At 52.0% G+C, this 23,605-nt stretch carries 18 protein-coding genes; 7 read left to right on the top strand and 11 right to left on the bottom strand.

The window, feature by feature from the left end:
- Positions 1-9 precede the first annotated feature (9 nt).
- The 4 genes from AC1RVX_RS01895 to AC1RVX_RS01910 form a co-directional block, all read right to left on the bottom strand.
- Positions 10-4,068: a PAS domain-containing protein gene (locus AC1RVX_RS01895; protein ID WP_493214874.1), complete on the bottom strand. Its 4,059-nt coding sequence runs from the start codon at positions 4,066-4,068 to the stop codon at positions 10-12.
- The gene (locus tag AC1RVX_RS01900) at positions 4,055-6,214 is read right to left on the bottom strand and encodes a putative bifunctional diguanylate cyclase/phosphodiesterase (RefSeq protein ID WP_493214875.1); all 2,160 of its coding nucleotides are present in this window, start codon (positions 6,212-6,214) and stop codon (positions 4,055-4,057) included. The genes AC1RVX_RS01895 and AC1RVX_RS01900 overlap by 14 nt, the downstream gene beginning before the upstream one ends.
- Before the next feature lie 58 nt (positions 6,215-6,272).
- Positions 6,273-6,455 (bottom strand): hypothetical protein, encoded by a 183-nt coding sequence (locus AC1RVX_RS01905; protein ID WP_493214876.1) that lies wholly within the window; start codon positions 6,453-6,455, stop codon positions 6,273-6,275.
- Positions 6,456-6,615: 160 nt separating this feature from the next.
- A complete protein-coding gene (locus tag AC1RVX_RS01910; protein ID WP_493214877.1) occupies positions 6,616-7,248 on the bottom strand; it encodes a response regulator in 633 nt (210 codons plus the stop codon).
- 587 nt (positions 7,249-7,835) lie between these two features.
- On the opposite strand from AC1RVX_RS01910, the gene AC1RVX_RS01915 reads away from it, so the two are divergent.
- Complete coding sequence (locus AC1RVX_RS01915; protein ID WP_493214878.1) at positions 7,836-9,386, top strand: DUF4214 domain-containing protein; 1,551 nt, start codon at positions 7,836-7,838, stop codon at positions 9,384-9,386.
- Between the two features lie 75 nt (positions 9,387-9,461).
- Here the strand turns inward: AC1RVX_RS01915 and AC1RVX_RS01920 are convergent, their stop codons facing one another.
- The 4 genes from AC1RVX_RS01920 to AC1RVX_RS01935 all read right to left on the bottom strand — a co-directional run bounded on the left by AC1RVX_RS01920 (position 9,462) and on the right by AC1RVX_RS01935 (position 14,149).
- Complete coding sequence (locus AC1RVX_RS01920; RefSeq protein WP_493214879.1) at positions 9,462-10,373, bottom strand: TraB/GumN family protein; 912 nt, start codon at positions 10,371-10,373, stop codon at positions 9,462-9,464.
- Between the two features lie 171 nt (positions 10,374-10,544).
- Positions 10,545-11,165, bottom strand: a complete 621-nt coding sequence (locus AC1RVX_RS01925; protein WP_493214880.1) for a pyridoxamine 5'-phosphate oxidase family protein — start codon at positions 11,163-11,165, stop codon at positions 10,545-10,547.
- Between the two features lie 48 nt (positions 11,166-11,213).
- A complete protein-coding gene (locus tag AC1RVX_RS01930) occupies positions 11,214-11,993 on the bottom strand; it encodes a substrate-binding periplasmic protein (protein WP_493214881.1) in 780 nt (259 codons plus the stop codon).
- Positions 11,994-12,118: 125 nt separating this feature from the next.
- Complete coding sequence (locus tag AC1RVX_RS01935) at positions 12,119-14,149, bottom strand: UvrD-helicase domain-containing protein (protein WP_493214882.1); 2,031 nt, start codon at positions 14,147-14,149, stop codon at positions 12,119-12,121.
- Positions 14,150-14,370: 221 nt separating this feature from the next.
- On the opposite strand from AC1RVX_RS01935, the gene AC1RVX_RS01940 reads away from it, so the two are divergent.
- The 6 genes from AC1RVX_RS01940 (at position 14,371) to AC1RVX_RS01965 (ending at position 21,645) form a co-directional block, all read left to right on the top strand.
- Positions 14,371-15,432, top strand: coding sequence for a response regulator (locus AC1RVX_RS01940; protein WP_493214883.1), 1,062 nt, complete (start codon positions 14,371-14,373; stop codon positions 15,430-15,432).
- Positions 15,425-16,219 carry a response regulator gene (locus tag AC1RVX_RS01945; RefSeq protein WP_493214884.1) on the top strand — a complete coding sequence of 265 codons (795 nt, stop codon included), beginning with the start codon at positions 15,425-15,427 and terminating at the stop codon, positions 16,217-16,219. The genes AC1RVX_RS01940 and AC1RVX_RS01945 overlap by 8 nt, the downstream gene beginning before the upstream one ends.
- A 72-nt stretch (positions 16,220-16,291) precedes the next feature.
- Positions 16,292-19,462 carry a response regulator gene (locus AC1RVX_RS01950; RefSeq protein WP_493214885.1) on the top strand — a complete coding sequence of 1,057 codons (3,171 nt, stop codon included), beginning with the start codon at positions 16,292-16,294 and terminating at the stop codon, positions 19,460-19,462.
- Position 19,463: 1 nt separating this feature from the next.
- On the top strand, positions 19,464-19,829 hold the full coding sequence (locus AC1RVX_RS01955) for a response regulator (RefSeq protein ID WP_493214886.1): 366 nt from the start codon (positions 19,464-19,466) through the stop codon (positions 19,827-19,829).
- A 102-nt stretch (positions 19,830-19,931) separates the two neighbouring features.
- The gene (locus AC1RVX_RS01960) at positions 19,932-20,414 is read left to right on the top strand and encodes an SRPBCC family protein (RefSeq protein ID WP_422973828.1); all 483 of its coding nucleotides are present in this window, start codon (positions 19,932-19,934) and stop codon (positions 20,412-20,414) included.
- A gap of 133 nt (positions 20,415-20,547) precedes the next feature.
- Positions 20,548-21,645, top strand: coding sequence for a polymer-forming cytoskeletal protein (locus AC1RVX_RS01965; RefSeq protein ID WP_493214887.1), 1,098 nt, complete (start codon positions 20,548-20,550; stop codon positions 21,643-21,645).
- Between the two features lie 49 nt (positions 21,646-21,694).
- Here the strand turns inward: AC1RVX_RS01965 and AC1RVX_RS01970 are convergent, their stop codons facing one another.
- The 3 genes from AC1RVX_RS01970 to AC1RVX_RS01980 all read right to left on the bottom strand — a co-directional run bounded on the left by AC1RVX_RS01970 (position 21,695) and on the right by AC1RVX_RS01980 (position 23,413).
- A complete protein-coding gene (locus tag AC1RVX_RS01970; RefSeq protein ID WP_493214888.1) occupies positions 21,695-22,504 on the bottom strand; it encodes a CPBP family intramembrane glutamic endopeptidase in 810 nt (269 codons plus the stop codon).
- 73 nt (positions 22,505-22,577) lie between these two features.
- Entirely contained in the window at positions 22,578-22,775 is a 198-nt protein-coding gene (locus AC1RVX_RS01975) for a DUF1737 domain-containing protein (RefSeq protein WP_493214889.1), read from the bottom strand.
- Positions 22,776-22,786: 11 nt separating this feature from the next.
- Positions 22,787-23,413, bottom strand: coding sequence for a pyridoxamine 5'-phosphate oxidase family protein (locus AC1RVX_RS01980; protein ID WP_493214890.1), 627 nt, complete (start codon positions 23,411-23,413; stop codon positions 22,787-22,789).
- Between the last annotated feature and the right edge of the window lie 192 nt (positions 23,414-23,605).

Below are 23,605 nucleotides of genomic sequence, written 5' to 3' on the forward strand. Positions count from 1 at the left end.
TTTTGAAAACTAACTCCTGTTTTTTGGAAACGCAGGCATGGTGAATTCCAGCGCGGTACCCTGGTCAAACCTGGAATCAATGAAAAGGCAGCCGCCCAGATGGCGAGCTTGCTCAGTCAGGCCAATCAGGCCAAAACAGCCTTCGCGGTATGGTGTGGCGGGGTCGAAACCGCGGCCATTATCACGTACAACCAGGCGACAGGTGCCGGCAACGTTGTCGAACAATACATGAACATGCGTGGCCGCTGCGTGCAGGGCTATATTGAGCAGGGCTTCCTGAGCCGCGCGGTACAGAAAACTTGACACTTCATTACTGAGCAGAATGTCTTCCTGCAGGGCTAAATCGAACTTGAGCCCCACACCTTTGAAGTCATCAGTGAGCCATTGCAGCGCGGGAACCAACCCCAGGTCGAGCACCGTTGGACGCAGCATAGACACAATGTCACGAATGCGGACAATGCTGCGGTCTGCAATATCATGCATGGTCTTGAGCAGATGAGCATGCTTTGCGGGTTCACCGCTCATTTCTAACAGTGAGATATTGATGCGCAGGGCTGCGAGGTTCTGAGCCAGGTCTTCGTGAATCTGGTAGGCCAGATCCTGGCGCTCTTTTTCATGCTCGGTCTCCTGATGTGCGGCCAGCGCACGCAGGACGTCATGAGATTTGCGCAGGCGCTCTTGTGCCAGCTTCAAAGCGGTGACGTCGCGGCCAATGGACAGCGCGCTGACTACCTGCCCTGCCTGATCGAATTCCGGACCTACGCGGAACTGCAGGAAAACAGGCGTCGCCATCTTTTCCCAGTACAACTCCATGTCGCCAGGCTGTCCCGTTTCCATGACCTTTTGAACCAGCTCAGTAAGCGCGATGGAAAATTCCAATGGGTAGGCCGCTGATTCAATAATGGTCTTGTCCAGCATGTCGGCCAGGCAATGCCCCATTAACTTCAAAATGGCCGGGTTGCAATAGATATGGCGGCATTGCCGGTCAAAACGGACAACGGTGTCTGGAGAATTTTCGATCAAGGTGCGGAATTCACTTTCCCGTTGGACGATCTTGGCTTGCAGGCGTTTGTGCTCAGTCATATCGCGCCCGATACCCAGCACGCCGATGATTTTTCTGCCTGCGTCATACATGGGCACTTTGCGTGTTTCGAGCACAGCTTTGTGACCATCGTCAGCAAACACAACATCTTCATCATTGATGCAAATGTCACCCGCCTCCATGGCCTGGCGGTCTTTCTCACGAAAGAAGTCTGCCAGTTCAGCATCAACAAAGTCATAATCTGTCTTGCCCACAATCTGTACCTCAGCGGCACCAAAAAAGCGCTCGAACATCGGGTTGCAGGCAAGGTAGGTACCCTGCGGGTCTTTCAACCAGACGAGGTCGGGTATGGTGTGGAGTACGCTAAGCAAACGATTACGCGCCTCTGTCAGGGAATGCTCGGCTAGTTTTCGCCCGGTGATGTCATGGCAAATGCTGAAAACGCTCCTGACCTTGCCGTCCACGCCAAATTCAGGGGCCAGGCGGTTATGGAAATAGCGGCGACACCCTGCACTGTCCACTGCCTCTACTTCTATCTCCCCAGATTCGCCAGTTTCGCAAATGCGCCGGACCAATGCCACTGTGGCTTCACCGTCACGGAGAGAAGCGATTTTTCCGTCCGATGATGGCTCGCCCAATAGTGAACTGGCAGGTATACCACCGATGCGCTCAACGGCAGCGTTGACATAAATGCGGCGGCCATCCGGCGCGTAACGGAGAATCGGCTCGGGAGCTGTTTCCACCAAGGTGCGAAATTCCTGTTCACGCTCGACGAGTTCTGCTTCCAGCCGTTTCCGCTTTGAGATATTGACGGCAAATATGGTCAATCCGACGATTTCCCCTTGGTCGTTGCGGATCGGCGAGCCGTAGTTGTCATGGTATTCGTAAGTCGTGACCCCATCCTTGACTATTGACTCTTTCGATTCAAGGGTAAAACTGCGTCCAGCCAGCACCTGCTCAAACCCTTTGCGACAAAATTCCCGGTGTGCTACGGTATCGATTGCTTCAAGCATGCTCATGCCAACAATGATGTCTGCTCCCCAGGCGCGTTTGGCTGCTTCATGAAACTTGCTATTGAAGGCAAGGTAGCGGTAGTCACGATCAAGCGCATAGATGTATATGCCGGACGGGCTCTCGAAAATCGATTTCAGCAGATTACTATTGTCGCGGTAGCGCGCCTCGCTCTCTTTCAGCGATAACTCCATCTGCTTACGCTCAGTGATGTCGTACCAGATCGCCAGCACACCAAAGGTTTTTCCATCTGTGCTGTGTTCGGGCACAAACAGGACTTCGTAACGTTCTTGCTGATTGGCGGGCAGCGCGTCCAACAAAAAATCCAGTTCCTGTGCCGTATCCGTGGCCAGAACCTCTTCCATCTTGTCCCGGTAATGTTCGATCATCGCGGGGCTTGCAGGAACATTATCACCATCTGGCACATGACCCAACAACCCGGCTGCATTGCCATGCAACATTCTTTCTGCTGCCCGGTTAAGGTAACGACATCGGTATCCTGAATCATAACGAATCACAGCAACAGGCAAGTTCTCGGCCAAACTGCGGAACACTTGCTCTCTGGCGCGCAGCTGGCGCTCCATCTGCTTGCGTTCGGTGATGTCGGAGATGGTGCCGACAATGAAGCGCTGCTGATTTGCGTTGGTGTAGGGGGCGTTCTTGGTGACAACGATGTGTGTGATACCTTGGCCATCGATGAGTTTTTCTTCGTTGATACTCTCGATGCCAGCGGTCAGAACGCGTTCATCAATGTCGTGCAGGCGGCGCGCTTCGCGCTCAGGGAAAACGTCATGAGCAGACTTGCCGATGAAATGTTCTCGTGGCTGACCAAAGATGTTGCAAAACGACTGGTTCACCAGTACCCAGCGGTGTTCACGGTCCTTGACGAAGATGGGATCAGCAATGGCGTTGACGACCTGATCGAGAAAGTTACGCGAATCCGTGAGGCGCTGTTCACGCTCCGCAAGTACCAGACGCATGGCGCGCTGTTCCCGGCGACGGATACCGTAGCCAGTGAGTAGCAACAGCATGAGTGTGCCTATGCTGCCAAGCGCTCCGGCATAGATCAGGCGTTGCTGTGGCAGCACGACCAGTTGTGGCATGGGCCAGAGCACGTTTACCATCAGTTCGCCACCCTCAACAGAATGACTGCGAAAAATGACGGGCACGATGCGGCCTGGCACCTGTCGCAGTTCTGGAAAACGCTTGTCTCCCGCAGGCGCGAGATCCAATAATCCAATCTCGGCGCGCCCATAAACCGCTTGCAGCTTGGTCGCATCCAGTTGCCGCACTGGCGCGTCGGCTGTGGCACGCATTGCCAGAGCAGGGTCAGACGAAAGCATGACCACTCCTCTGCGGTCGGTGATAAAGGCGTTGGCCGACGCGAGCCAACTGACGTAAGGCAATAAATCGATACGGTTAAACACCACGCCAACGGGGTGACCACGGTCTATGACAGGGGCATAGAAGACTATGCCGACTGATCCATATCGTTTTCCGATAGTGAGGCGGTAGCCGCTGTGACCAGCAAGGACATCTGGAAAAAAATCGCGGTCAGCGTAGTTGATGCCGACAGCGCTCTTATCGGTAGCGGCGTTGCTGGCTGCGATGCAGTTGCCGAACAGGTCAAACACGCCGATGACTCCGTGCCCGAGATCATCCGCGTCGGCCTTCAAATGGAGATTCGCCGCTGCCAGGAGCGGGGCTTCTGTCCAGCGGCGCTTACGCTCCTCGTAGGGCGGTGGCGCGCTGGCGGTAGGTGGGTCCAAAAAGGTCAACGCTTGCCGCAATACCGGATCACGGGCCAGCAACCGGGGCAGGCCGACCCGGCTGGCAACGATACCGTCAAAACCTTTTACGGTGTTGGCGACGAAACGATCAGCAGCAAGACTTTCAGTACGGTAGACATCTTTTGCCTCGCCATCGAACCATGCTCCGGTGGCAAGCCAACAGGCCAGCCACCACGCAGACAGCAGGACAATGGCGACGGGCCAATGGGTTTTACTTATGCGCATCAGTGCGCAGGGCCGACACGGCCAGTGGAGTGGTGTCTGCGGCACGCACGAAGTCGAGGAATTCTCTCTCCGGCATTGGACGGGCGTACAGATAACCTTGCGCGAAATCGCAGTGTGCAGCGGCCAGGAGTACGGCCTGTCCTTCAGTTTCCACGCCTTCCGCGATCAGCTTGATACCTAACCGGCGGGCCATGGCGATGATAGATTCCACGATAGCCCGGTCAGCGGGGTCGTCAACGATATCGCGCACGAAGGAACGGTCGATTTTGATGTAGTCGATATCGAACTTCTTAAGATATGAAAGCGACGAGAAGCCCGTGCCGAAATCATCGAGTGCTACAGTCATGCCCATAGCCCGCAGTTGCGTCAATTGCGAAAGTACCTTGGGGCGATCGTTAAGCAGCAGGCCCTCGGTGATTTCCAGGGACAGCATATCGGCGGGTACGTTCTGGGACTTCAAATGGTCGATCCATTCATCGGCGCCATCGTGGCTGAAAAACTCGCGAGGCGAACGATTGACGCTGATGCTTCGTACCGTACCTCCAGTGCAAGTCCGGTTCCACTCTCTGGCAGTTTGCACTGCTTTCTGGAACACCCTGTTGCCGATGGCGTGAATTAAACCGACCTCTTCCGCAATGGGAATGAATTCCGTCGGCGAAATGTTGCCCCTTTTCGGATGCTTCCAACGCACCAGCGCTTCAGCTTTGTAAATATGGCCGGTAGTCAGGTCTACGATGGGCTGGTAATAAACATCAATCTGGTTCTGCTCCAGTGCCACACGCAGGTCGTGCACCATGTCTCCATCCAGTTTGGAAACATCCCGTTCATCATTACCGAAAAGAACAAACTGGTTGCGCCCGGTGCGTTTGGCCGTGTACATCGCCTCGTCGGCGTGGCGCAGCAGACTATCGGCACTGTCAGCATCTTCAGGATAAAGAGCGACGCCAATGGAGGCTGAAAGCATTACCCGGCATTCTCCGACATCGACGGGTTCAGAAATCGCTTTCAACAGTCGTCGGGTGGAAATCTCACACTCCTCAGCGCGAGAAAGGCCAGGTAGCAAGATGACAAATTCGTCGCCACCAATCCGGGCTACGGTATCGCTGGCACGCAGCATCCTGGTCATGCGCTTCCCTATCTCGATCAAGACGCTGTCCCCAACCTCGTGACTGTGCTTGTCATTGACAGGCTTAAAACCATCCAGATCGATAAACAGCACCGCGAATATTTCGCCCAGACGAAGCGACTGGGCGATGGCTTGCTGCATGCGATCGGTGAGCAGGATACGGTTGGGCAGGCCGGTCAGCGTGTCGTGATGAGCCATGAACTTCAGTTGATGTTCATGTTGCTTGCGCTCGCTGACGTCGTGCAAAAACCCATGCCACAACACGCTGCCGCCGGACTCGCGTGAAGGTGTGGCCCGCCATTCGATCCAGGTTTCGCCATGAATAGGATGCGCGAGACGAAATTCGCTGCGCCAGGGCAACAGGGTACGCGCTGATTCAGCGGCAGCCTGGTGCCACACATTGGCATCGTCACAGCGCATGAGCGTGGTCAGCGCACCGATGTCTTCCCGCGTGTCCTCGGGCCAGCAACCTACTATTTCGACGAGCTTGTCCGCCGCCCAAGGCATTGACAGCTGTCCATCCTGGCTGCGGCACATGGTGAACAACACGCCAGGCACCACCTCGGTAAGTCGGGAAGCCCGCTCTTCAAGCAGTAGCCTTTCTTGAATGATATTTTCTGCTTGTTTGCGTCCTGTGATGTCCCGGACCAGCGCAATACACAGGGTCTCGCCCTCATATTCGATAGAAGAAGTCCTGATTTCCACAGGGAACAAACTGCCATCGCACCGTCGGTGGCGGGTTTCAAACGTCACCGGGCCATCAGTGACCGTTTGTACCCAAATCTGGAGGGCCGTTGTTCGTGCTGTGTCCAAGTCGATATCGTCCGTCTTAAGACAAAGCAATTCGTCCTGACGGTAACCCAAAACACGACAGGCTTCATCATTAGCATAGATAAGGCAGAGATTGGCATCGATCAAGTAGATGGCTTCACGTACTTGATTGAGGACGAATTCTTCCGGCCTGAGTCGTTTTCCCAAAGTCAACGGCGGCAACGTGTGACTAGCATTGTCTGGACTCAACAATGTATTCCAAGACACAGCAATGCGTCTGACGAGGCGACCCAATCCCTCTCGCAAGCTATTCATAGAGCTGTCGCCACTTCCAGTCCTGTGAGCCGGATGATGACCGTACCAAAGCCCGCAGTATTGTGATCCACCTGTCACCGGAATTGCACAGACCGAAATCAGGTTGACGCTGTGCGCCACCCGCAATGCTCATTATTTCATCATTGGCTGCTGCAATCAGCTGCAATTCGCTCATGCCATCTCCCAATAGTTACTGGACACAGAACGAATCGTAGAGGCTTCGAACGAGCTTAACTATCAGGGAATCTTGGTTTCCGCGTAGGGACGCGGATGATGCGTGTAGGGATTTCCTTCTCTGCCACGATGAACAGTTGAACAGCCATCAGGCTACCGGGCTATTCCACCAAGCCATGCGAAACTGCATAACGCACCAATTCGGCATTGTTGCGAAAGTTCATTTTTAGCATCAAACGTGCTTTATGGGTGCTGACGGTCTTATTGCTGATGGCCAGTTCTTCGGCAACCTCATTGACACTCACACCCCGGACCAGCAAACGCAGTATGTGAAATTCACGATCAGAAAGAAGTTCATGGGGTGGTCGCTCCCCGGTGTTAGCTGTTTCAAACACCATTTGCTCGGCTAATACCGGATCGATATACCGCCCCCCTGCGGCCACCTTGCGAACGGCCGCCATCAGTATCTCAGGGCGACTGTCCTTGGTCAGATACCCGGACGCGCCGGCGGCAAGTGCCCGCCGGGCAATTTGTAACTCGTTATGCATGCTGAGAACAAGAATGGGCGGTGCGCCGTCCTGGGCACGGATGCGACTAATGAGATTCACTCCGCTGACACCGGGCATGGTCATGTCAAGCAACACCAGGTCAAAGCCCCCTTTGCGCAAAGTTTCAAGCGTCTGAGCGCCATCCACGGACTCTCCCGCAACCTGCACATCCTTGTCCATTGCAAACAACTGCTTCAAGCCCTCACGCACAATGGCGTGGTCATCCGCTATCAATACTCTTATCATGCCTTGCTTACTTAATTCGTTAGTTACTAGATTGTGAAAGGCAATATGCACCCGGATCTTCATTAACCGCCCCAGCACACTGAATATCCCGACCTCGCCGCCAGCGCGGACACCATCCCGCACATCAAGCACAGTCAGACGCAGTGAAACTTCAGGTTATGTACCCACACTGAAGTAGTGTCCACTACCGGTCAAACCTTGCGTCTTTTCGTGAAACCAGGATCGTCAATCAAGAGTATTCATCCTCTATCATGAATTAGCATCGATAAGTTGGTGCCTCAATTAACAATAAATCACAGTTAAAAATTGAACTTATATCGAAATACAACAAACATAATTTCATTGCAATACCCGCTAACAGCACAGTTGTATCTTACGATGCGCTTACGGTGCTCTTATAGAATATTTTTTTGGAAGCATCAGAGTCGTGTGATTTATTTTGCAAATAATATTCACCGTTCGTCATATGCCCTGCTCCAAAAAATTGGCTGAAACATATCTCCAGCTATGCAGGAAGGCGCGTCAGGCACTGCATAGTCCTCAGTCAATTCCACTATATTTCGTTATTACAATCTGGAATACAACTCATGGCAGAAACCATCTCTACACAAAAAGAAACCGTCATTGTTAACGCGTACAGTGGTGATTACAGGATAGATGTCTTATTGCCGTCTGCCACGGCACGCTGGAATAATGGCAGCCCGGCGGGTTCAGCCGTTGAAGTCAGTTTCAGCTTCATGAGCGCCGCACCGGCTTATGCACAAGATTCGGATAAAAAGGGTTTTACTGTATTTACGGAAGAGCAAAAAGCGGCAACACGCAAGATTTTTGAACAGATATCCCAACAATTTGGCATCACTTTCAAGGAAGTTGCAGATACCGACAGCAGCTATGGTTATATCCGCCTTGGTAACAATGCCCAGGGTACGACCAGTGCGGGCTATGCAAGCTATCCCGATACAACAGATACCAAAGCCAGTGGCGATGTCTACCTGAACAATGAAGTCAGCGACAATCTGAGCAATATCATGCCGGGAACAACTGCCTGGTCCACCCTGGTGCATGAAATTGGTCATGCAATAGGCTTGAAACATCCTGGCAACTACAATGCGGGTGAAGCAGCATCGACCATACCAGATAATTTTTTGGCTGCGGCCGAAGATAGCGAAGCCAATACCGTCATGTCATATATTAAAGCTCCGCAAGCTCAGGAGCGGGATTTCTTTGGTAAATACGATTATCTGGCGCTGAAATATCTGTACGGCAGTAAAGCCTATAACGCCGATACGACTTCCTATTCGTTCAAGGATAGCGATGGTCAGATGCTGAAAGTGATCAATGATACCGGTGGCGTTGATACCATCAATCTGTCAGCACTTTCAGTGGCTGCCACCATCAATCTGAACCCGGGTGCCAACAGCTCGATAGGCACGCTGGCCAGCGGTGCAGCATCGATTAATAATCTGTCCATCGCCTATGACACGATCATTGAAAACGTGATCGGCACGCGCTTTAGTGATGTAATGATCGGCAACAGCGCAAATAACACGTTTGAAAGCAACGGCGGCAGTGATACGGTCGATGGTGGTGCCGGTGTTGATATATTGATCGTCAGGGAAAACCGCGCTGCATTTTCCATACAGAAGACGGCGAATGACATCAGCTTCCGCAATACGCTGACGAATGAAACAATCTCTGTCAATAATGTAGAAAGAGTACAGTTGAACGACAAGGTTGTTGCCTTCGATTTTGAAGGGACTGCAGGGCAAGTTTACCGTCTGTACCAGGCGGCCTTTGACCGCAAACCCGATGCCACCGGCCTGGGTTACTGGATTGCAGATATGGACAAGGGGTCCAATTTGAGGACTGTTGCAGCAGGTTTTTTCCAGTCACCGGAATTCCAGAAACTGTATGGCAGCAATCCATCGACGACCACACTGATCACGAATTTCTACCAGAATGTTTTGCACCGCGCACCTGATCAGGCAGGCTTTGATTATTGGAACAAGGAACTCAGCAGCGGGGTCAGTACGCCGGAATCAGCGCTGGTGAGTTTTTGCGAAAGCGTAGAAAACAAGGCACAGGTCATAGGTTCAATTCAGAACGGAATTGAATATACGCAGTGGCCGTCAGCTTGATTGTGTCAATCTGATGTTTGATGGCTGTTGCTGCTCAGGACCACGTTATGCGGCCTCTGAGCAGTATGTGAAGAATTACTTGATCTGCCTGACTTCCAATCCTTGTTTTTCCAGCAATTCAGTAATGCTATTGGTGCCGCTCATATGTCCGGCACCAATAACTACAAACAATTTTTTACCACTTTCCAGCATGCTACTGATTTTTCCTGTCATGCCAGGATTGCGGTCATCCAGCAGCAATTTCATGACCTTGCGCGAGCCTGCATCCTTAGTGGCAGAGTCTTGCAGGATTTTGGTCAACGCTTCAGCATCACCCGTTTTCCAGGCGTTGATCATATTATTGGTTTCGCGCAGCAAATCGCCATTCTTCAAGCCGTCCAGCGTTTGTGCCAGCATGGCGTCACCATCTTCGTCACTTAAGCCAGCCAGCACGTTCGCCTGAAATTCCATGGTTTCCAGTGAGACAATCTCTTTCTTGTCCTGTTTTGCCTTCAGCAAATAGTGCAGGTCTACACCTTTGCTGGCATCAAACCCTTGCTGCTTGAATACACCGACACTGAGTGCCGTTGCAACGATACTTGGTTTCAATGTCTGCAACTGTGCACTGGCTGTACCTACTATACCCTGCAATTCTTCCCAGGTTTTTTTGGTGATATGGTTTTCCAGTTTGTCCGGTGCTGTATAGATAAAAAACGGCATGGCTTTTTCTGCTATCTTGGCGTCGGAGGTGTCAACCTCGACGACCAGCGTGTCGGCCTGCTTGTAGGCATTTTCCACTATCTCGGGCAAAGGATAAAAGCTGGCCTTGGCCAGATGGATAGAACCAAACAGATAAGCTGTATTGCTACCTGATTTCACTTCCCACAGCACACCTTTGGCTGTTTCTTCTTTCGCAGCCTGTGCATGGGCATTGGCAAATGCCAGACTCAAGCCGATGATGCCAAGGTAACGGGTAGCGAGGCGGGTAAAGGAAGTTTTAAAATTCATTATGGATGTTCCGTCAAAAATAGGTAAAGCGTTTGCCACGTATCAACGCGGCACAGAATAGCAGAAATGCGTTAGTCACCAGCGATTCCTGAAGCTTGTTACGACGTGAAGGCGAGTCGAAGCTACAGACAGTATTTAAAAAAATGCGCACCAAGCTAAGGCAACTAGCCCTCAATACAAAGTGGCACGCTGGCGGGCGGGTAACTCAGCATCATATTGTTGACCACCAATAGCGGCGTTGCTCAGAGCTGCCAGAATGGTGCCGGCGCTGGGTATGCCAACCGGGCGTTCTGCACCTGCACGTTGCCATAACTGCGAACGCAAAATCGCACGGGCGCACTGGAAAAATACGCATTCTACCTGTATGCGTATCACGCATTTCGGTGCCTTGCCGTCTACTGCCAATTTATCCAGCAGCAATGGGTCAATGGAAATACTGGCCCGTCCATTCACGCGCAGGGTTTCACCCAGACCCGGAATCAGGAACAGCAATGCCACCTGCGGGTCATGCAGGATATTGCGCAAGCTGTCGATGCGATTGTTGCCACGCCGTTCGGGCAACAACAAGGTGTGCTGGTCTTCTGCCACAATGAAGCCGGGAGCATCGCCACGGGGGGAGGCATCCAATCCATCGGCACCGTGGGTGGCCAGGATGGCAAATGGAGAGGCTTCTATCATCGCCAGGTAATGCGGATGCAAATAGCTCACTTCTTTTTTAAGTGATGCATCTCCGACAACATCGAAGAGCCCGGCAAGTTGTTCAGCAGTCGTAATAAGATGTGAATGGGTCATGATTGGTAATGGTAAGAGCTGTAATGAATACGAGGAGCTTTAGGCTGATCAGTTTTTCCCCAGATAAGGGGCGACACGCCAATCTTCTATGGCCTGCTGCAGGGCGCGTTCTATGTATCCTTCTTTCTGGAGTTTTAACAATTGCTTGTTAACTGCAGGCAGATAGGCTGCGCAAGGGCTGCTGGCGACAAAGCCCAGTAAATTCGCAGTCTCGATCAGGTAGGGTGTCAAGGGCATCAGCTTGTCGTCCAGTTTGCCCGAGGCCAGGTAGGCCATGCCGGAATGATAACCGGTGATGACATAATCAAAACGCTTTGCCTGCAACATTTTGAATGCCGTTTCCAGGTTATCTGCTTCACTGATGGTCAAACGGCTATCCATGAAATCATCGAATGGACGGCCAAACCGGTTGCCGCGGGCGATCCCACCACGATACGGAATCAAATCATCCCATTTGTTGTAAGCTAAAACATGGTCTTTCCTGATAAAGGCAGCCACTGGATTAACCAGCACAAGATCACTGAAGAGTAAAAAACCGGTGCGTTCTGGCGTGGTTTTCAGGGAGGTGATCATGTCTATGCTGCCATTTTGTGCCGCATTCAAGACCCGTTTCCAGGGCCCCAGATAACGCACTTCATATGGCACACCCAGATCTTTCAGGATGCGGGTGGCAATGTCTATACTGGCACCATGGAATTTTTTGCCATCATGCCAATGCAGGGGTGGGTAGGCAGGATCGGCCGAAATCACCACGCGCTCACATCGTCCTGCCGCATGAGTTGGCGGGACAAACAAAATGAAGAGCAGCAAAATCAGGCAACGATGCATAAATCACTTCCACAGAAATGGTAAGGCCACGACACTTGTAACAGTGCGTCAGCCCAGCCTGGTAAGTAATACTAACATTTTCACCTTTTTAGGGCAGAGGTTTCTTATGCGATTTTACGGTGCGTTTATTCTCTAGGTTTGTTCAACAGGGCCTTCAGGCCAGCCAGGCGTTCTTTCGGTGTCAACACTTCGGTCTCTGCTGGCAACGCGATGCCTTCGTCGAGTTTCATTTCCTTGATGAAGCGTGAGACATCACAGTGCACAGGCGCACCAGCACGTTTGCGTTTTTTGCACCAGGTGATATGCAAACTGCGCTGGGCACGGGTGATGCCCACGTACATAAGGCGACGTTCTTCCTCTATCCGCGCCGCCATGGTCTCTACTGGCGCATCAGGGTCACCCTTGTGCGGCAAAATACCCTCTTCCACGCCAACCAGGAACACGTGCGGATATTCCAGCCCCTTGGAGGCATGCAGGGTCGACATGCGCACGGCATCCGGCTCTTCATCCTTGCCTTCCATCATGGTCATCAGCGCTACCATCTGGGTCAGGTCCAGCAGGCTGCGGTGGTCGTCGGTGCCATCCTTGCCACCACTGCCCTTGGTTTTCAGCCACTGGGTAAAGTCGAGCACGTTTTGCCATTTGCTTTGCGCCGCCCTGTCTTCAAAACTGTCGTAGAGATAGCCTTCGTAATTGATTTCCTTCATCAGGTCATCCAGCAATTCAGTAGCATGGCCTTCTCTGTGAGCATGGGCTTCGACCTGGTTGATGAAACTGCAGAAATTCCGTAATGGCCGTAGCTGTTTGTCAGGCAGCTTGGCTTCTATACCACCTTTGAAGACTGCGGCAAACAGCGAGCATTGCCATTGACCGGCAAATTCGCCCAGCACTTCGAGCGTGGCCAGGCCGACACCGCGCTTGGGTGTGGTGATGGCGCGAATGAAGGCAGGGTCATCATCTTCATTCGCGATCAGGCGCAGGTAGGCAATGATGTCCTTGATTTCGGCCCGGTCAAAGAAGCTCTGGCCGCCGGATATGGTGTAAGGAATGCGCTCGCGCCGCAGTGCTTGTTCGATGACACGGGCCTGGTGATTGCCGCGATACAGGATGGCATAATCTGAATACTTAGCCTGGCGCTCAAAACGGTGGGCAGAGATCATGATGGCAACTTGCTCAGCTTCTTGCTCATCGTCCTGCATGCCCAGTACCTTGACTGGGTCACCAAGGCCGTGTTCTGACCACAGCGACTTTTCAAACAGCTTGGGATTATTGCCGATGACAGAATTGGCAGCCTGCAAAATGCGGGTACTGGAACGGTAATTTTGTTCCAGCTTGATGATTTCCAGGTTAGGAAAATCGACTTGCAGGGTTTTCAGGTTTTCTATGGTAGCACCACGCCAGGCATAAATTGCCTGGTCATCATCACCCACGGCGGTAAACATGGGTTTCTTGCCTATGCCGGTCACCAGCAGCTTGACCAGTTCATACTGGCAGGTATTGGTGTCCTGGTATTCATCCACCAGCAGGTAGCGCAGGCGACGCTGCCACTTGTCACGCACCTGTTCATTGCTGCGAAACAGTTCTACCGGCAAGCGTATCAGGTCATCAAAATCCACCGCCTGATAGGCAGACAGGGTAGCGACGTAGCTGCGGTAGACCCGGGCAGCGATGGCTTCGTCCTCATCCTGCGCCTGTTTCAGGGCGACTTCAGGATCAACCAGACCATTTTTCCATAGCGACATGGCAGTCTGTATGCGACGTATCAATTGCTTGTCGGTGGTAATCGCCAGATCCTGTACCAGGGAAAAACAGTCATCGCTGTCCATGATGGAAAAGCGGTCTTTCAAGCCCAGGGCCTGCGCCTCCTGGCGCAAGATCTTCACCCCCAGCGAGTGAAAGGTGGATACCGTCAGTTGCTTGGCCTGACGCGGTTCTGCCAGCAATTTGCCGATGCGCTCTTGCATTTCCAACGCGGCCTTGTTGGTAAAAGTCAGGGCAGCGATATGCCTTGGGTCATAACCATGCAATTCGATCAGGTTGACGATTTTCTGGGTGATCACGCGCGTCTTGCCCGAACCGGCACCAGCCAGTACCAGGCAAGGGCCATCCATATAATTGACTGCATTGCGTTGGGGGGTATTCAGACCATGAGACATAGCTGGCAGGCGGAGCACATCCGGAAAAACTTTCAGGCGCTATTGTAACTTGTGTGCAGACAATTCCCGCCCTGACCAGGACATCAATCCAGGTACTAGCCAAGATAGCCACATTAATGACAAAATCGTCATCAAAAAGCCAGGTTCCCGGACTAAAATGGCATTAAAGACTAGACAATTATGCAAGTTCGGACTATTCTCAGTACAGGAGGGATACTTTTATGAAAGATTTAAAACCCGCTCGTATCCTTATTGTTGACGATGAAGAAAGAAACATCAAGCTATTACAGTTGCTCTTGCAGTCAGAGGGCTATCTAACTATAGCCGCCAGCAACGGGCGCGATGCATTAAGTATGGCAGTCACCTCCCCACCTGACCTGGTCCTGATGGATATCATGATGCCCGGCATGGACGGTTTTGAAACCGTCACCGCGCTCAAAGCCGATCCAGCAACCCAGCACATACCAGTCATCATGCTGACAGCGCTGGACGACCGCAATTCAAAATTGCGCGCCTTGCAGGCAGGTGCCGAAGAATTCTTGTCAAAGCCCGTAGACCGTGCCGATCTCAGCGTGCGGGTGCGTAACCTGCTCAGACTGAAGGAATATGGGGATTTCCTGAATGAACATAATCACCTGCTGGAAGAACAGGTCAAACAACGCACTAGCCAGTTGGAAGACGCGTATCGCGAAACCGTATTTACCCTGGTGCGTGCCGCCGAACACAAGGATGAAGAAACCGGCCACCATGTGCGCCGCATCAGTCACTACTGTAAAACCTTGGCAAGAGCGATGGATTTACCGCTGGAATTTCATGATGCCATTTTCCAGTCCAGCCCCATGCACGACATAGGCAAGATAGGTATCCCCGACCACATACTGCTTAAGGCAGGCGGCTTCACAGGGGATGAATGGAACATCATGCGAACCCATTGTGCGCTGGGAGCCAGCATATTGGCCAGCGGGACCTCACCGTACACCGAGATGGGGGCGGAAATCGCGCTCAACCATCATGAACGCTGGGATGGCAGTGGCTATCCAAATGGTTTGAAAGGTGAAGCCATTCCCATTGCAGCCCGCGTCATGCAAATCTGCGACGTCTATGATGCGCTGCGCAGCCGCCGGCCTTATAAACCACCGTTTGATCATCAACGCAGCATGAACATTATCACTCAAGGCGATGGGCGCACGGAACCTCAACATTTTGATCCTGCCGTGCTGTCCTGCTTCGTAGCACAGGCCAGTCGTTTTGCCGCCATCTATGAGCAACATGGCGATGCCTGACCTTGATTCTGGTATTTTGCTCATTGACGCCGATGTCGGTCTGCAAATCAGGTTACCGGCATTACTACAGCCTTTGCAATTGCCCCTCTTCATTGCCTCCGACTGCAAGCAAGCTGCCAGCTTGATCAGCAGTCAGCATATCACCCTGCTCATCGGCGAACCGACAGATGTCGGCGTGAGTGATTTCATGCAAGACATGCATGCAAACCACGACGACATGGCCAGCCTGATCCTGACCAGTCATCCTGAGCATCCGCAAGTATTGCAGGTACTGAACCAAGTCCAGCCTTGCCGCCTGCTGGTCAAATCCTGTAGTGATGAAGAATTGATCAATACTGTCCAACAGGCACTGGAACATGTGACCCAAAGACGGGAACAACAACGTCTTTTGCGTGAATACCGGGGTATATTGGCAAATGCCGAAAGTGCTCATGCTTTCCGTGTACTAGATGCGCTCATGCATTCTATCCACAAGGACATGGCTGCCGCTGCAATTCATCATTTGCCAGTGGGTGCATTATTGCTGGTGAATGGTAATATCAATCAGTCAAATGCACCGGCGCGACGTTTTTTGCAGGAGATGGAAGAAGCCGTGGCGGAGAGTGGCGCAACCATGGCACACTTACCCACCGCCTTGCTGAATGCACTACACGGCCCACGCTGCCAACGTCTGCAACACCGCTCAGCCATCAACCGCAGACTGGATTATTTTGTGCTGGAACTGACTGCCGGTACACTGATTGCTTTTGCCCCCGAACCCAGTCTTGGACGTCCGCCGGATGCATGAATACAGGTGATCATCCTCCCCACACTCAACATACAATGGAAATGACACGACCTAGCGCCCCGGGAAAAGCACATGAAAAAAACCAGTACTGAATTCAGATTGCTCACCGGCCTGGGCCTTGGTCTGGTGCTTCTATTCACGGCAGGATGGCAACTGTACCGCGCCTTACAGGATTACCGCGATAATTCCTATTGGGTAGAACACACTTATCTGGTCATGGGCGCGCTGGATGATATGAAGTCCGGCGTGCTGGAACTGGAAAGCGTGCAAAGACTGTATTTCATCACCGACGATGCCTCCTTCATTGGTCAGCGCGAAGCACAGTCAGCCCAGGTGCTGGCAGCGATGAAAAAAATAACTGAACTTACTGCCGACAACCCTCGCCAGCTATTGCAAAGCAAGGTACTGGCACGAAAACTGGACGAAAGACTAAGCACCCTCAATCAGACCTTGCTCGTCTACAAGAATGGCGGCTTTGATGCGGTCCGGAAAAGACTGATTAGCGGAACACCACGCATAGTCATGGAAACCCTGCTGGAACAAATCCGGCTGATGGAACAGGAAGAGCAGGTACTACTTAGTCAACGCACCAGGCAGGTCGAACAGAGTTCGCTGCAAGCACGCAATGTCGGCGCCCTGATGGTGGTGATTACTTTGCTAGGTTGGTTTTTGTTATGGCAACAGGTCAAAATTGATGTCAAACATCGCGCAACGGCCGAGAAAGCCGTTCACGACAGTGAATCCCTGCTCAAGCAGATACTGAATATCCTGCCGGTAGGCGTCTTTATTTCAGATCGTGAAGGCTTGCTGACACAGATCAACCCCTGTGGTGAAAAAATCTGGGCCGGGGCACGCCATGTTGGCATGGAACAGTATGGCGAATATGTAGGCTGGTGGCCAGATAGTGGCAAACGCATTGCTGCGGACGAATGGGCGTTGGTGCGTACCTTAAGAAACGGCGAAATCATTCTTGATGAACTGGCGGACATACGCTGCTTTGATGGCAGCCGCAAAACCATATCAAATAGCACCGCCCCTTTGCGTGACGAAAACGGGGCCATCATAGGTGGCCTGTCAGTGAACGTGGATGTCACCGAATTCATGCGCACGGAACGCCAGTTGCGAGCGGCAGCCCTCTATGATGATACTCAGGTACAAGCACAAACCCTGTTTGCCAACAGTTTCGATCGTCAGGAAATTTTTTCAGGTTTGTTGGCCCTGCTGGCCGAACGCCACAATTTTGCCGTATCTGCCTTGTATTTTTTTGATGAATGGAATGCACAGTTCCGCTGTGAAGCAGCACATGGCCTGGGTCGTGAAGTGCCACGTCAATTTGGACTGGGTGAGGGTCTGCTGGGGCAGGCAGCTCTCAGCGGCAAAATCAATTTCCTGGATATCGGCTATCTGAATCTGCAGGCCGGGCTGGCAGATTTTGCTCCGGCGCAGGTATTGATGCTACCTGTTGCCTATCAGGAACGCCGCCTGGCCGTGCTGGTGTTGGCCGCAACAGCCAAGGTGACCGATAGCGACCAGGCATTTCTGGAGAAACTGGTCATACAACTGGGTGTCGCCTTGCACAATCTGCGTCAATACAGCGACCTGAAATTACTGGCTGACCGCCTGCGCGCCAGCAGCGAAGAAATTGCCGCGAAAAATCAGCAACTGGAACAGGCCAGCCTGATGAAATCCGAATTCCTGGCAAATATGTCGCATGAATTACGTACTCCCTTGAATGCCATTATCGGTTTTTCCGAAATCCTCAGAGATGGCTTGATGGGAGAATTGAATGCCCGGCAAAGCGAAGGCGTCAGCGATATTTTTAATAGCGGTAAACATTTGTTAAGCCTGATCAATGACATCCTTGACCTGTCCAAGATCGAGGCTGGAAAAATGAATGTCAATTTCGACGTTGTCACCATTGCTCCGCTCATCCAGGCCAGCCTGCAAATCGTGCGTGAGCAGGCGCTGATACAGGGATTGCATCTGAGTGCAGAAGTACAGGAAGACTTGGGCGAAGCCTGGCTGGATGAAGTCAAGTTCAAACAAATCATCTATAACCTGTTGTCGAATGCGGTCAAGTTCACACCGGAAGGTGGCAAAGTCAGTATTGCGGCGCGGCGCGTGGACAGCCAGGTCCCCGCTGATCCGCATACCCAATATCTTGAAATCAAGGTCAGTGACACGGGCATCGGTATTTCAGCGGAGGGGCAGGCACGCCTGTTCCAGCCCTTTACGCAAATCGACAGCGGCCTGGCACGCCGTCATCAGGGTACAGGACTGGGCCTGGCACTGGTAAGGCGTATGGCAGAATTACATGGCGGTAGCGTGACCCTGCATAGCGAACCCGGTAAAGGGTCCACTTTCACGGTGCTATTGCCCTGGCGTTCTGCCGGGCAGATAACTGCCATTGCCAACAGCACGTCGCTATTGGAAACACCGGGAACATCAGGATCCAGCGGTCACATGCCAGTAGTCGAGCTTACCCCCAGCGGCACCCTGATGGCACTGGTGGTTGAAGACGACGACCATGCCGCCGAAGTACTGCGTCTGCAACTGGAAAGCGAAGGTTTTCGCGTCGTACGCGCCAGCTCGGCAGAAAGCGCGCTGGCACTGGCAGAACACGAGTGTCCGGACCTGATCACCCTGGACATTTTATTACCCGGCATGGATGGCTGGGAATTCCTGCATCGCTTCAAGCAAGAGACCCGGTTTGAATCGGTACCTGTGGTCATTATTTCCATCGTGGCTGACCGTGGCCGCGGCATGTCGCTGGGTGCAGCACAAGTCATGCAAAAACCCGTCTCAAGGGAAACATTGAATGCTGCCCTGACACATCTGGGTTTTGCCTGCAACAATGGTGGGCATCAGTTAAGCGCACTGATCATCGATGATGACCCCAAGGCAATCCAGTTGATTTCGACTTATCTGGACAGTTTCGGCTACCGCACCTTGTCTGCCCTGGGTGGACAAGAAGGTATACATACCGCCCGTCACATGCGACCCGACCTGATCGTACTGGATTTAATGATGCCCGAAGTAAATGGCTTCGACGTGGTTGAAGCTTTGAAGGCGGATACCAGCACGGCCAGTATTCCCGTTATGATACTGACAGCTAAACAAATTACCACTGAAGACAAGATGCGCCTGAATGGCGATGTCAAAAAAGTAATGGAAAAATCTGAATTCAATCACGGCCGTTTCATCGGCGAAGTAAGACGCGCAATGGCTGGCAGGGGGAAATGACATGGCATGCGTACTGATCGTGGAAGACAATCCTGTCAATATGAAACTGGCCTCATTTCTGCTCAACAATGCCGGTCACGAAGTATTGCAGGCCAGCGATGCAGAAATAGGTCTGCGCTATGCCAAAGAACGGCGACCGGATTTGATCTTGATGGATATGCAATTGCCTGGTATTGACGGCATGACAGCTGTCCGCCTGCTGAGGGCGGACGAGAGCACTGCACGCATCCGTATCATGGCATTAACCGCATTTTCCATGCATGGCGACGAAGAGCGCTTTATGGCAGCGGGTTGTGATGCCTATATGGCAAAACCCATCCGTTATCAGCAATTCATGGATCTGGTCAACAAGGTCTTGAGCCGTTAAATTGCTATCATATTGCTATGAAGGCAAGGCCTGCTAACTGAGAATTTGCTCACAATGCCGGGCCGGCGAGGTAAACTATGGCTTACTGAAAAAAGGTGGCCTATGAAATTTGAGCATTTGGTTGAAATCAATGATCTGAGTAATCCCATGATAGAAGTCATCACCCGCGAGCAATTGTGGCGTGGTCTGGTATTAAGGGCAGAAATGCCAAGAATGTTTGTGTCTTATCTGGATGATGCCCTGATCATGGAGCGCACTGAAGCCGGTATGACGCGTACACTGAAATATGGTGAGCTAGAAGTCACCGACCGTGTCAGTTTTGTGCATCTGGAGCATGTGCATTACGACGTGGCAGCACAAAAGGAAATTCCGCATTCCACCCTGCGCATGAGTATAGAAGAACCGCAGCCACAGGCCCTGTTTGTGCGTTTTAGCTATGACAATGGCCAAAGCGCCCAGCACGATGCTGAAAATGATATGTATAACGAATACCGCAAATCAGCCTATCACGAGGCGGATGTGGAAACTGTACGCATCATCCGCGAGCTGGCAGAAGCTGGCAGGCTGGATGCCTTGCCATCCTGAGCTGGCTGGCAACGCCGCCAATACCGTCAGCCCAAATGGAGACTGACGGCAAAACTCTGGGATAATGCCGCCGTATTCCGCTGTATTCTCGTTTTAGCTTTCTCCGATTACCATTCTTCTTGCAAGGCTTACCATGTCCAAGCGCACTGCCACTGTGGCCAGTAAAATTACCGTGCCCGCCATTCTTCCTGCGCCCTTACCGGTTCAAACCACACGCCTGAAACGCAAGCAATTTGCCAGCACGGGTGACGTACATGTACAGGGTGATGCGCTGATCACTACCCAGCTTATCGTTGGTGGCGACTGCCTGATTGATGGCGACCTGGAGGCAGAAGAAGTATTTTGCCTGGGTAAATTGACCGTGACCGGCGATATCCGTGTGCAATCGCTGTATGTTGGCCATACGCTGGATGTGGGTGGCAATATCGAAGTGGAATACCTGCTGAAGACCGGTTGCAGCGCCGACTGGATGGCGCGCATGCTGGAACTGGATCAGCGCAAGCCTGTGGCGGGTGAGAGCAATTTCATTCACCAACTGGTGCATCCGGCCATCCTGGCACGTCATGATCATCATGATGCCTTTGGTGGTTATGGCGATATCCAGGCACTGGGTTATCTGACTTGTGCCGACTTGGACTGCCACGGTAATGTGCAACTTGACGACGTACTGGAAGCCGGTGAAATCCAGTTCATCGGCGGACATCTGTCTGCTGCCGGTATTCATGTCGCCGGTGACTGCAATTGTCAGGGTGAATTATTCAGCGAAACCGATGTCCAGGTGGAAGGCAGCCTGTTTGCTGCCATCGTGATTTGCCAGGGCAATCTGGAAGTGGACAGCCTGTGCAGTCAGGGCGATATCAGTACCTGGGGCAGCTTGCGTGCAACGGGCGAGATCAGCAGCCTGCGTGGTGAAATCCATTGCGGACGCTGGATTGCTACCAAGGCAACGATTTATGCGGCCAAGTACATCAAGTCGGGTGAATCCGTAATTGGTGAAAAAGGCATCAGTTGCGGCAGCGATTACGGCATCCTGGCTGGCACCACTCTGCCACGTTCACGCTGGGCGACACATGGCATGGTGTCGGCAGTAAGCAAACCACGTCTGCTGTTGTCCGGTCAATTTGTCGAAGGCAAGAAACTGCGCCATATCGATGCACTGGAAAAGAAACGTGAAACCGAACTGGACTGGGAAGTACAGCGTCGCCTGAAACGCGAAATGCAGCCGGACTAAAAACCAAGGGGGAAGGATTTGTGTCTGCCCCCTCAGTTGTCAACACGTCCTAATTAATTTGTTCTGTTACTGGCAAAGTCCGTTTTTTTAGCAATTTGTGCAACAAGCCAGCACCAATGACAAACAAGATGATGGCGATGAACCAATGCCGTGGTGCCGGTTGCCAGTCTTCGCCGGATACCGCCAGCCGTTCCAGCAGCATGGCCAGGCTATTGTAGCTGGCATGTAAAATCATGCCAGGCCACAAGGAACGACTGCGCTCATACAGCCAGCCGCACAGACAACCCAGCAGGAAAGCAGCAAAGAACTGGTAAATATTCAGGTGTGCAAAGCCGAACAGCAGAGCTGACCCGATTATTGCCTGCCAGCGCGAATACTGATTTAAAAAACTACGCAGGATAATCCCGCGAAACAGCATTTCCTCCACCGCCGGTGCGATCAGGCAGGCGGTGACAATAGACGACAAACCGCTCAACATCATCTGGTCAAAAATCTTTTGCTGCCCGGACGACACCGGTAGCCACCATACCAGGATTTCTTCCATCACCATGATGAGTAATGATAATGCCGGCACCAGCATCAATACCGGCACACCCAATAAACTAACAGTGGCCCTGACCGAAGTACGGGATGCATGAAACAGAGATGAATAAGTCATCTTTTTGTAGTGCAGCAGCACTGTAAACAGCACCGCATTGGCCAACAGAAAGACGATGCCTATCATGTGAGCAGGGTCCATCCCCAGCACAGAACGCATATCGTAAAATGTGGCGTTGATGAGAAATTCCGCACCCATCAAAAAGGCGACCAGAAAAACCGCTTCCAGTGCTGAAGGAAATTGATCGAGTTGCTGTTTCATGAATAGGAAGTAAAGACCAGACCAAATGACAAGTACGGCTGCAAACCCACATTATCCAGTGGTGCTGCCAGCATTACATCGAAGGCAAGTCCAGACCGGTTGAAAATTCACCGTCCACTTCCTTGATGATAGCCTGACCGGCTATCGTTTCCTTGCCATTAAAACTCAGGGTTGGTCCCCCATATAAAGTCCAGCCTTTATTGAGTGCTTCAGATACACGCATGCAAAATGCCTTGTCGTCAGGGCCGGTCAGATAACGATAGAGTTTCATGGTCACTGTCTTTACTTGGGATTGCCCATTATAGCCGCACCCGGCTGCAAGCGTTCTTTCAACAGGCGGTTTTCTTCCAGCAATGCTGCCATCATCCCCTGCACTTCCTTATCCGTAAACCGGGGCGTAATATGGCGCGGACAATTCCATTCAGCAGCCTCTACCGAAATGACGACTGCACGTTCAACGTCAGCACCGTATTCTGGCATCGCCAACCTGGCAATCAGGTCGGGCTGTTCATTTTCATGGACGATACGAGCCCGCCCCCAAATTTTCAGGCGTCGCCGTCTTGCGTAATCCATGACGATCAGAGAAATCCTGTCATTCGCAAACAGATTACCCACACTCAGATATTGCGCATTACCTGAAAAGTCGGCATAAGCGATGGTCTTTGCATCAAACACTTTCAAGAAGCCAGCCGGACCGCCCCGGTGTTGTACATAAGGCCATCCATTTGCCGAAATCGTCGCCTGATAAAAACTGTCCCGTGCTTGCAGGAAGTCTGTATCGCGCTCCACCAAATGATCACGCTTTTCGTCTGTCAGTTCAAAACCAAGATTGGCTTCGCGGCTACCATACAGGCTTTGTGCTGCTTTGACACTGGGTGTAAAAGTAATATCGGCAAATGCGCGGGACATGATGGTTTCCATTCAGGTAGATGATGGGTAAGCAGCATCTACTGTGTATCATTAGCGGAAGGAAGAGAATCCTCATAATTTATAATTCATTATTCCATTAAGTGAAATAATTAAGATCATATTCAATTGTTGTCGTGCAAAGCTGGAACTAAATCTGTAGACATATGTCTGTAAAAGACTGCTATTTTCTGG

The organism is Undibacterium sp. GW821-FHT11B02, assembly GCF_058808955.1.

Coding starts and splice junctions, on each gene's coding strand:
- AC1RVX_RS01895 (WP_493214874.1), bottom strand. CDS start 4,068: ATGCGCATAAGTAAAACCCATTGGCCCGTCGCCATTGTCCTGCTGTCT.
- AC1RVX_RS01905 (WP_493214876.1), bottom strand. CDS start 6,455: ATGAGCGAATTGCAGCTGATTGCAGCAGCCAATGATGAAATAATGAGC.
- AC1RVX_RS01910 (WP_493214877.1), bottom strand. CDS start 7,248: ATGATAAGAGTATTGATAGCGGATGACCACGCCATTGTGCGTGAGGGC.
- AC1RVX_RS01915 (WP_493214878.1), top strand. CDS start 7,836: ATGGCAGAAACCATCTCTACACAAAAAGAAACCGTCATTGTTAACGCG.
- AC1RVX_RS01920 (WP_493214879.1), bottom strand. CDS start 10,373: ATGAATTTTAAAACTTCCTTTACCCGCCTCGCTACCCGTTACCTTGGC.
- AC1RVX_RS01925 (WP_493214880.1), bottom strand. CDS start 11,165: ATGACCCATTCACATCTTATTACGACTGCTGAACAACTTGCCGGGCTC.
- AC1RVX_RS01930 (WP_493214881.1), bottom strand. CDS start 11,993: ATGCATCGTTGCCTGATTTTGCTGCTCTTCATTTTGTTTGTCCCGCCA.
- AC1RVX_RS01935 (WP_493214882.1), bottom strand. CDS start 14,149: ATGTCTCATGGTCTGAATACCCCCCAACGCAATGCAGTCAATTATATG.
- AC1RVX_RS01940 (WP_493214883.1), top strand. CDS start 14,371: ATGAAAGATTTAAAACCCGCTCGTATCCTTATTGTTGACGATGAAGAA.
- AC1RVX_RS01945 (WP_493214884.1), top strand. CDS start 15,425: ATGCCTGACCTTGATTCTGGTATTTTGCTCATTGACGCCGATGTCGGT.
- AC1RVX_RS01950 (WP_493214885.1), top strand. CDS start 16,292: ATGAAAAAAACCAGTACTGAATTCAGATTGCTCACCGGCCTGGGCCTT.
- AC1RVX_RS01955 (WP_493214886.1), top strand. CDS start 19,464: ATGGCATGCGTACTGATCGTGGAAGACAATCCTGTCAATATGAAACTG.
- AC1RVX_RS01960 (WP_422973828.1), top strand. CDS start 19,932: ATGAAATTTGAGCATTTGGTTGAAATCAATGATCTGAGTAATCCCATG.
- AC1RVX_RS01965 (WP_493214887.1), top strand. CDS start 20,548: ATGTCCAAGCGCACTGCCACTGTGGCCAGTAAAATTACCGTGCCCGCC.
- AC1RVX_RS01970 (WP_493214888.1), bottom strand. CDS start 22,504: ATGAAACAGCAACTCGATCAATTTCCTTCAGCACTGGAAGCGGTTTTT.
- AC1RVX_RS01975 (WP_493214889.1), bottom strand. CDS start 22,775: ATGAAACTCTATCGTTATCTGACCGGCCCTGACGACAAGGCATTTTGC.
- AC1RVX_RS01980 (WP_493214890.1), bottom strand. CDS start 23,413: ATGTCCCGCGCATTTGCCGATATTACTTTTACACCCAGTGTCAAAGCA.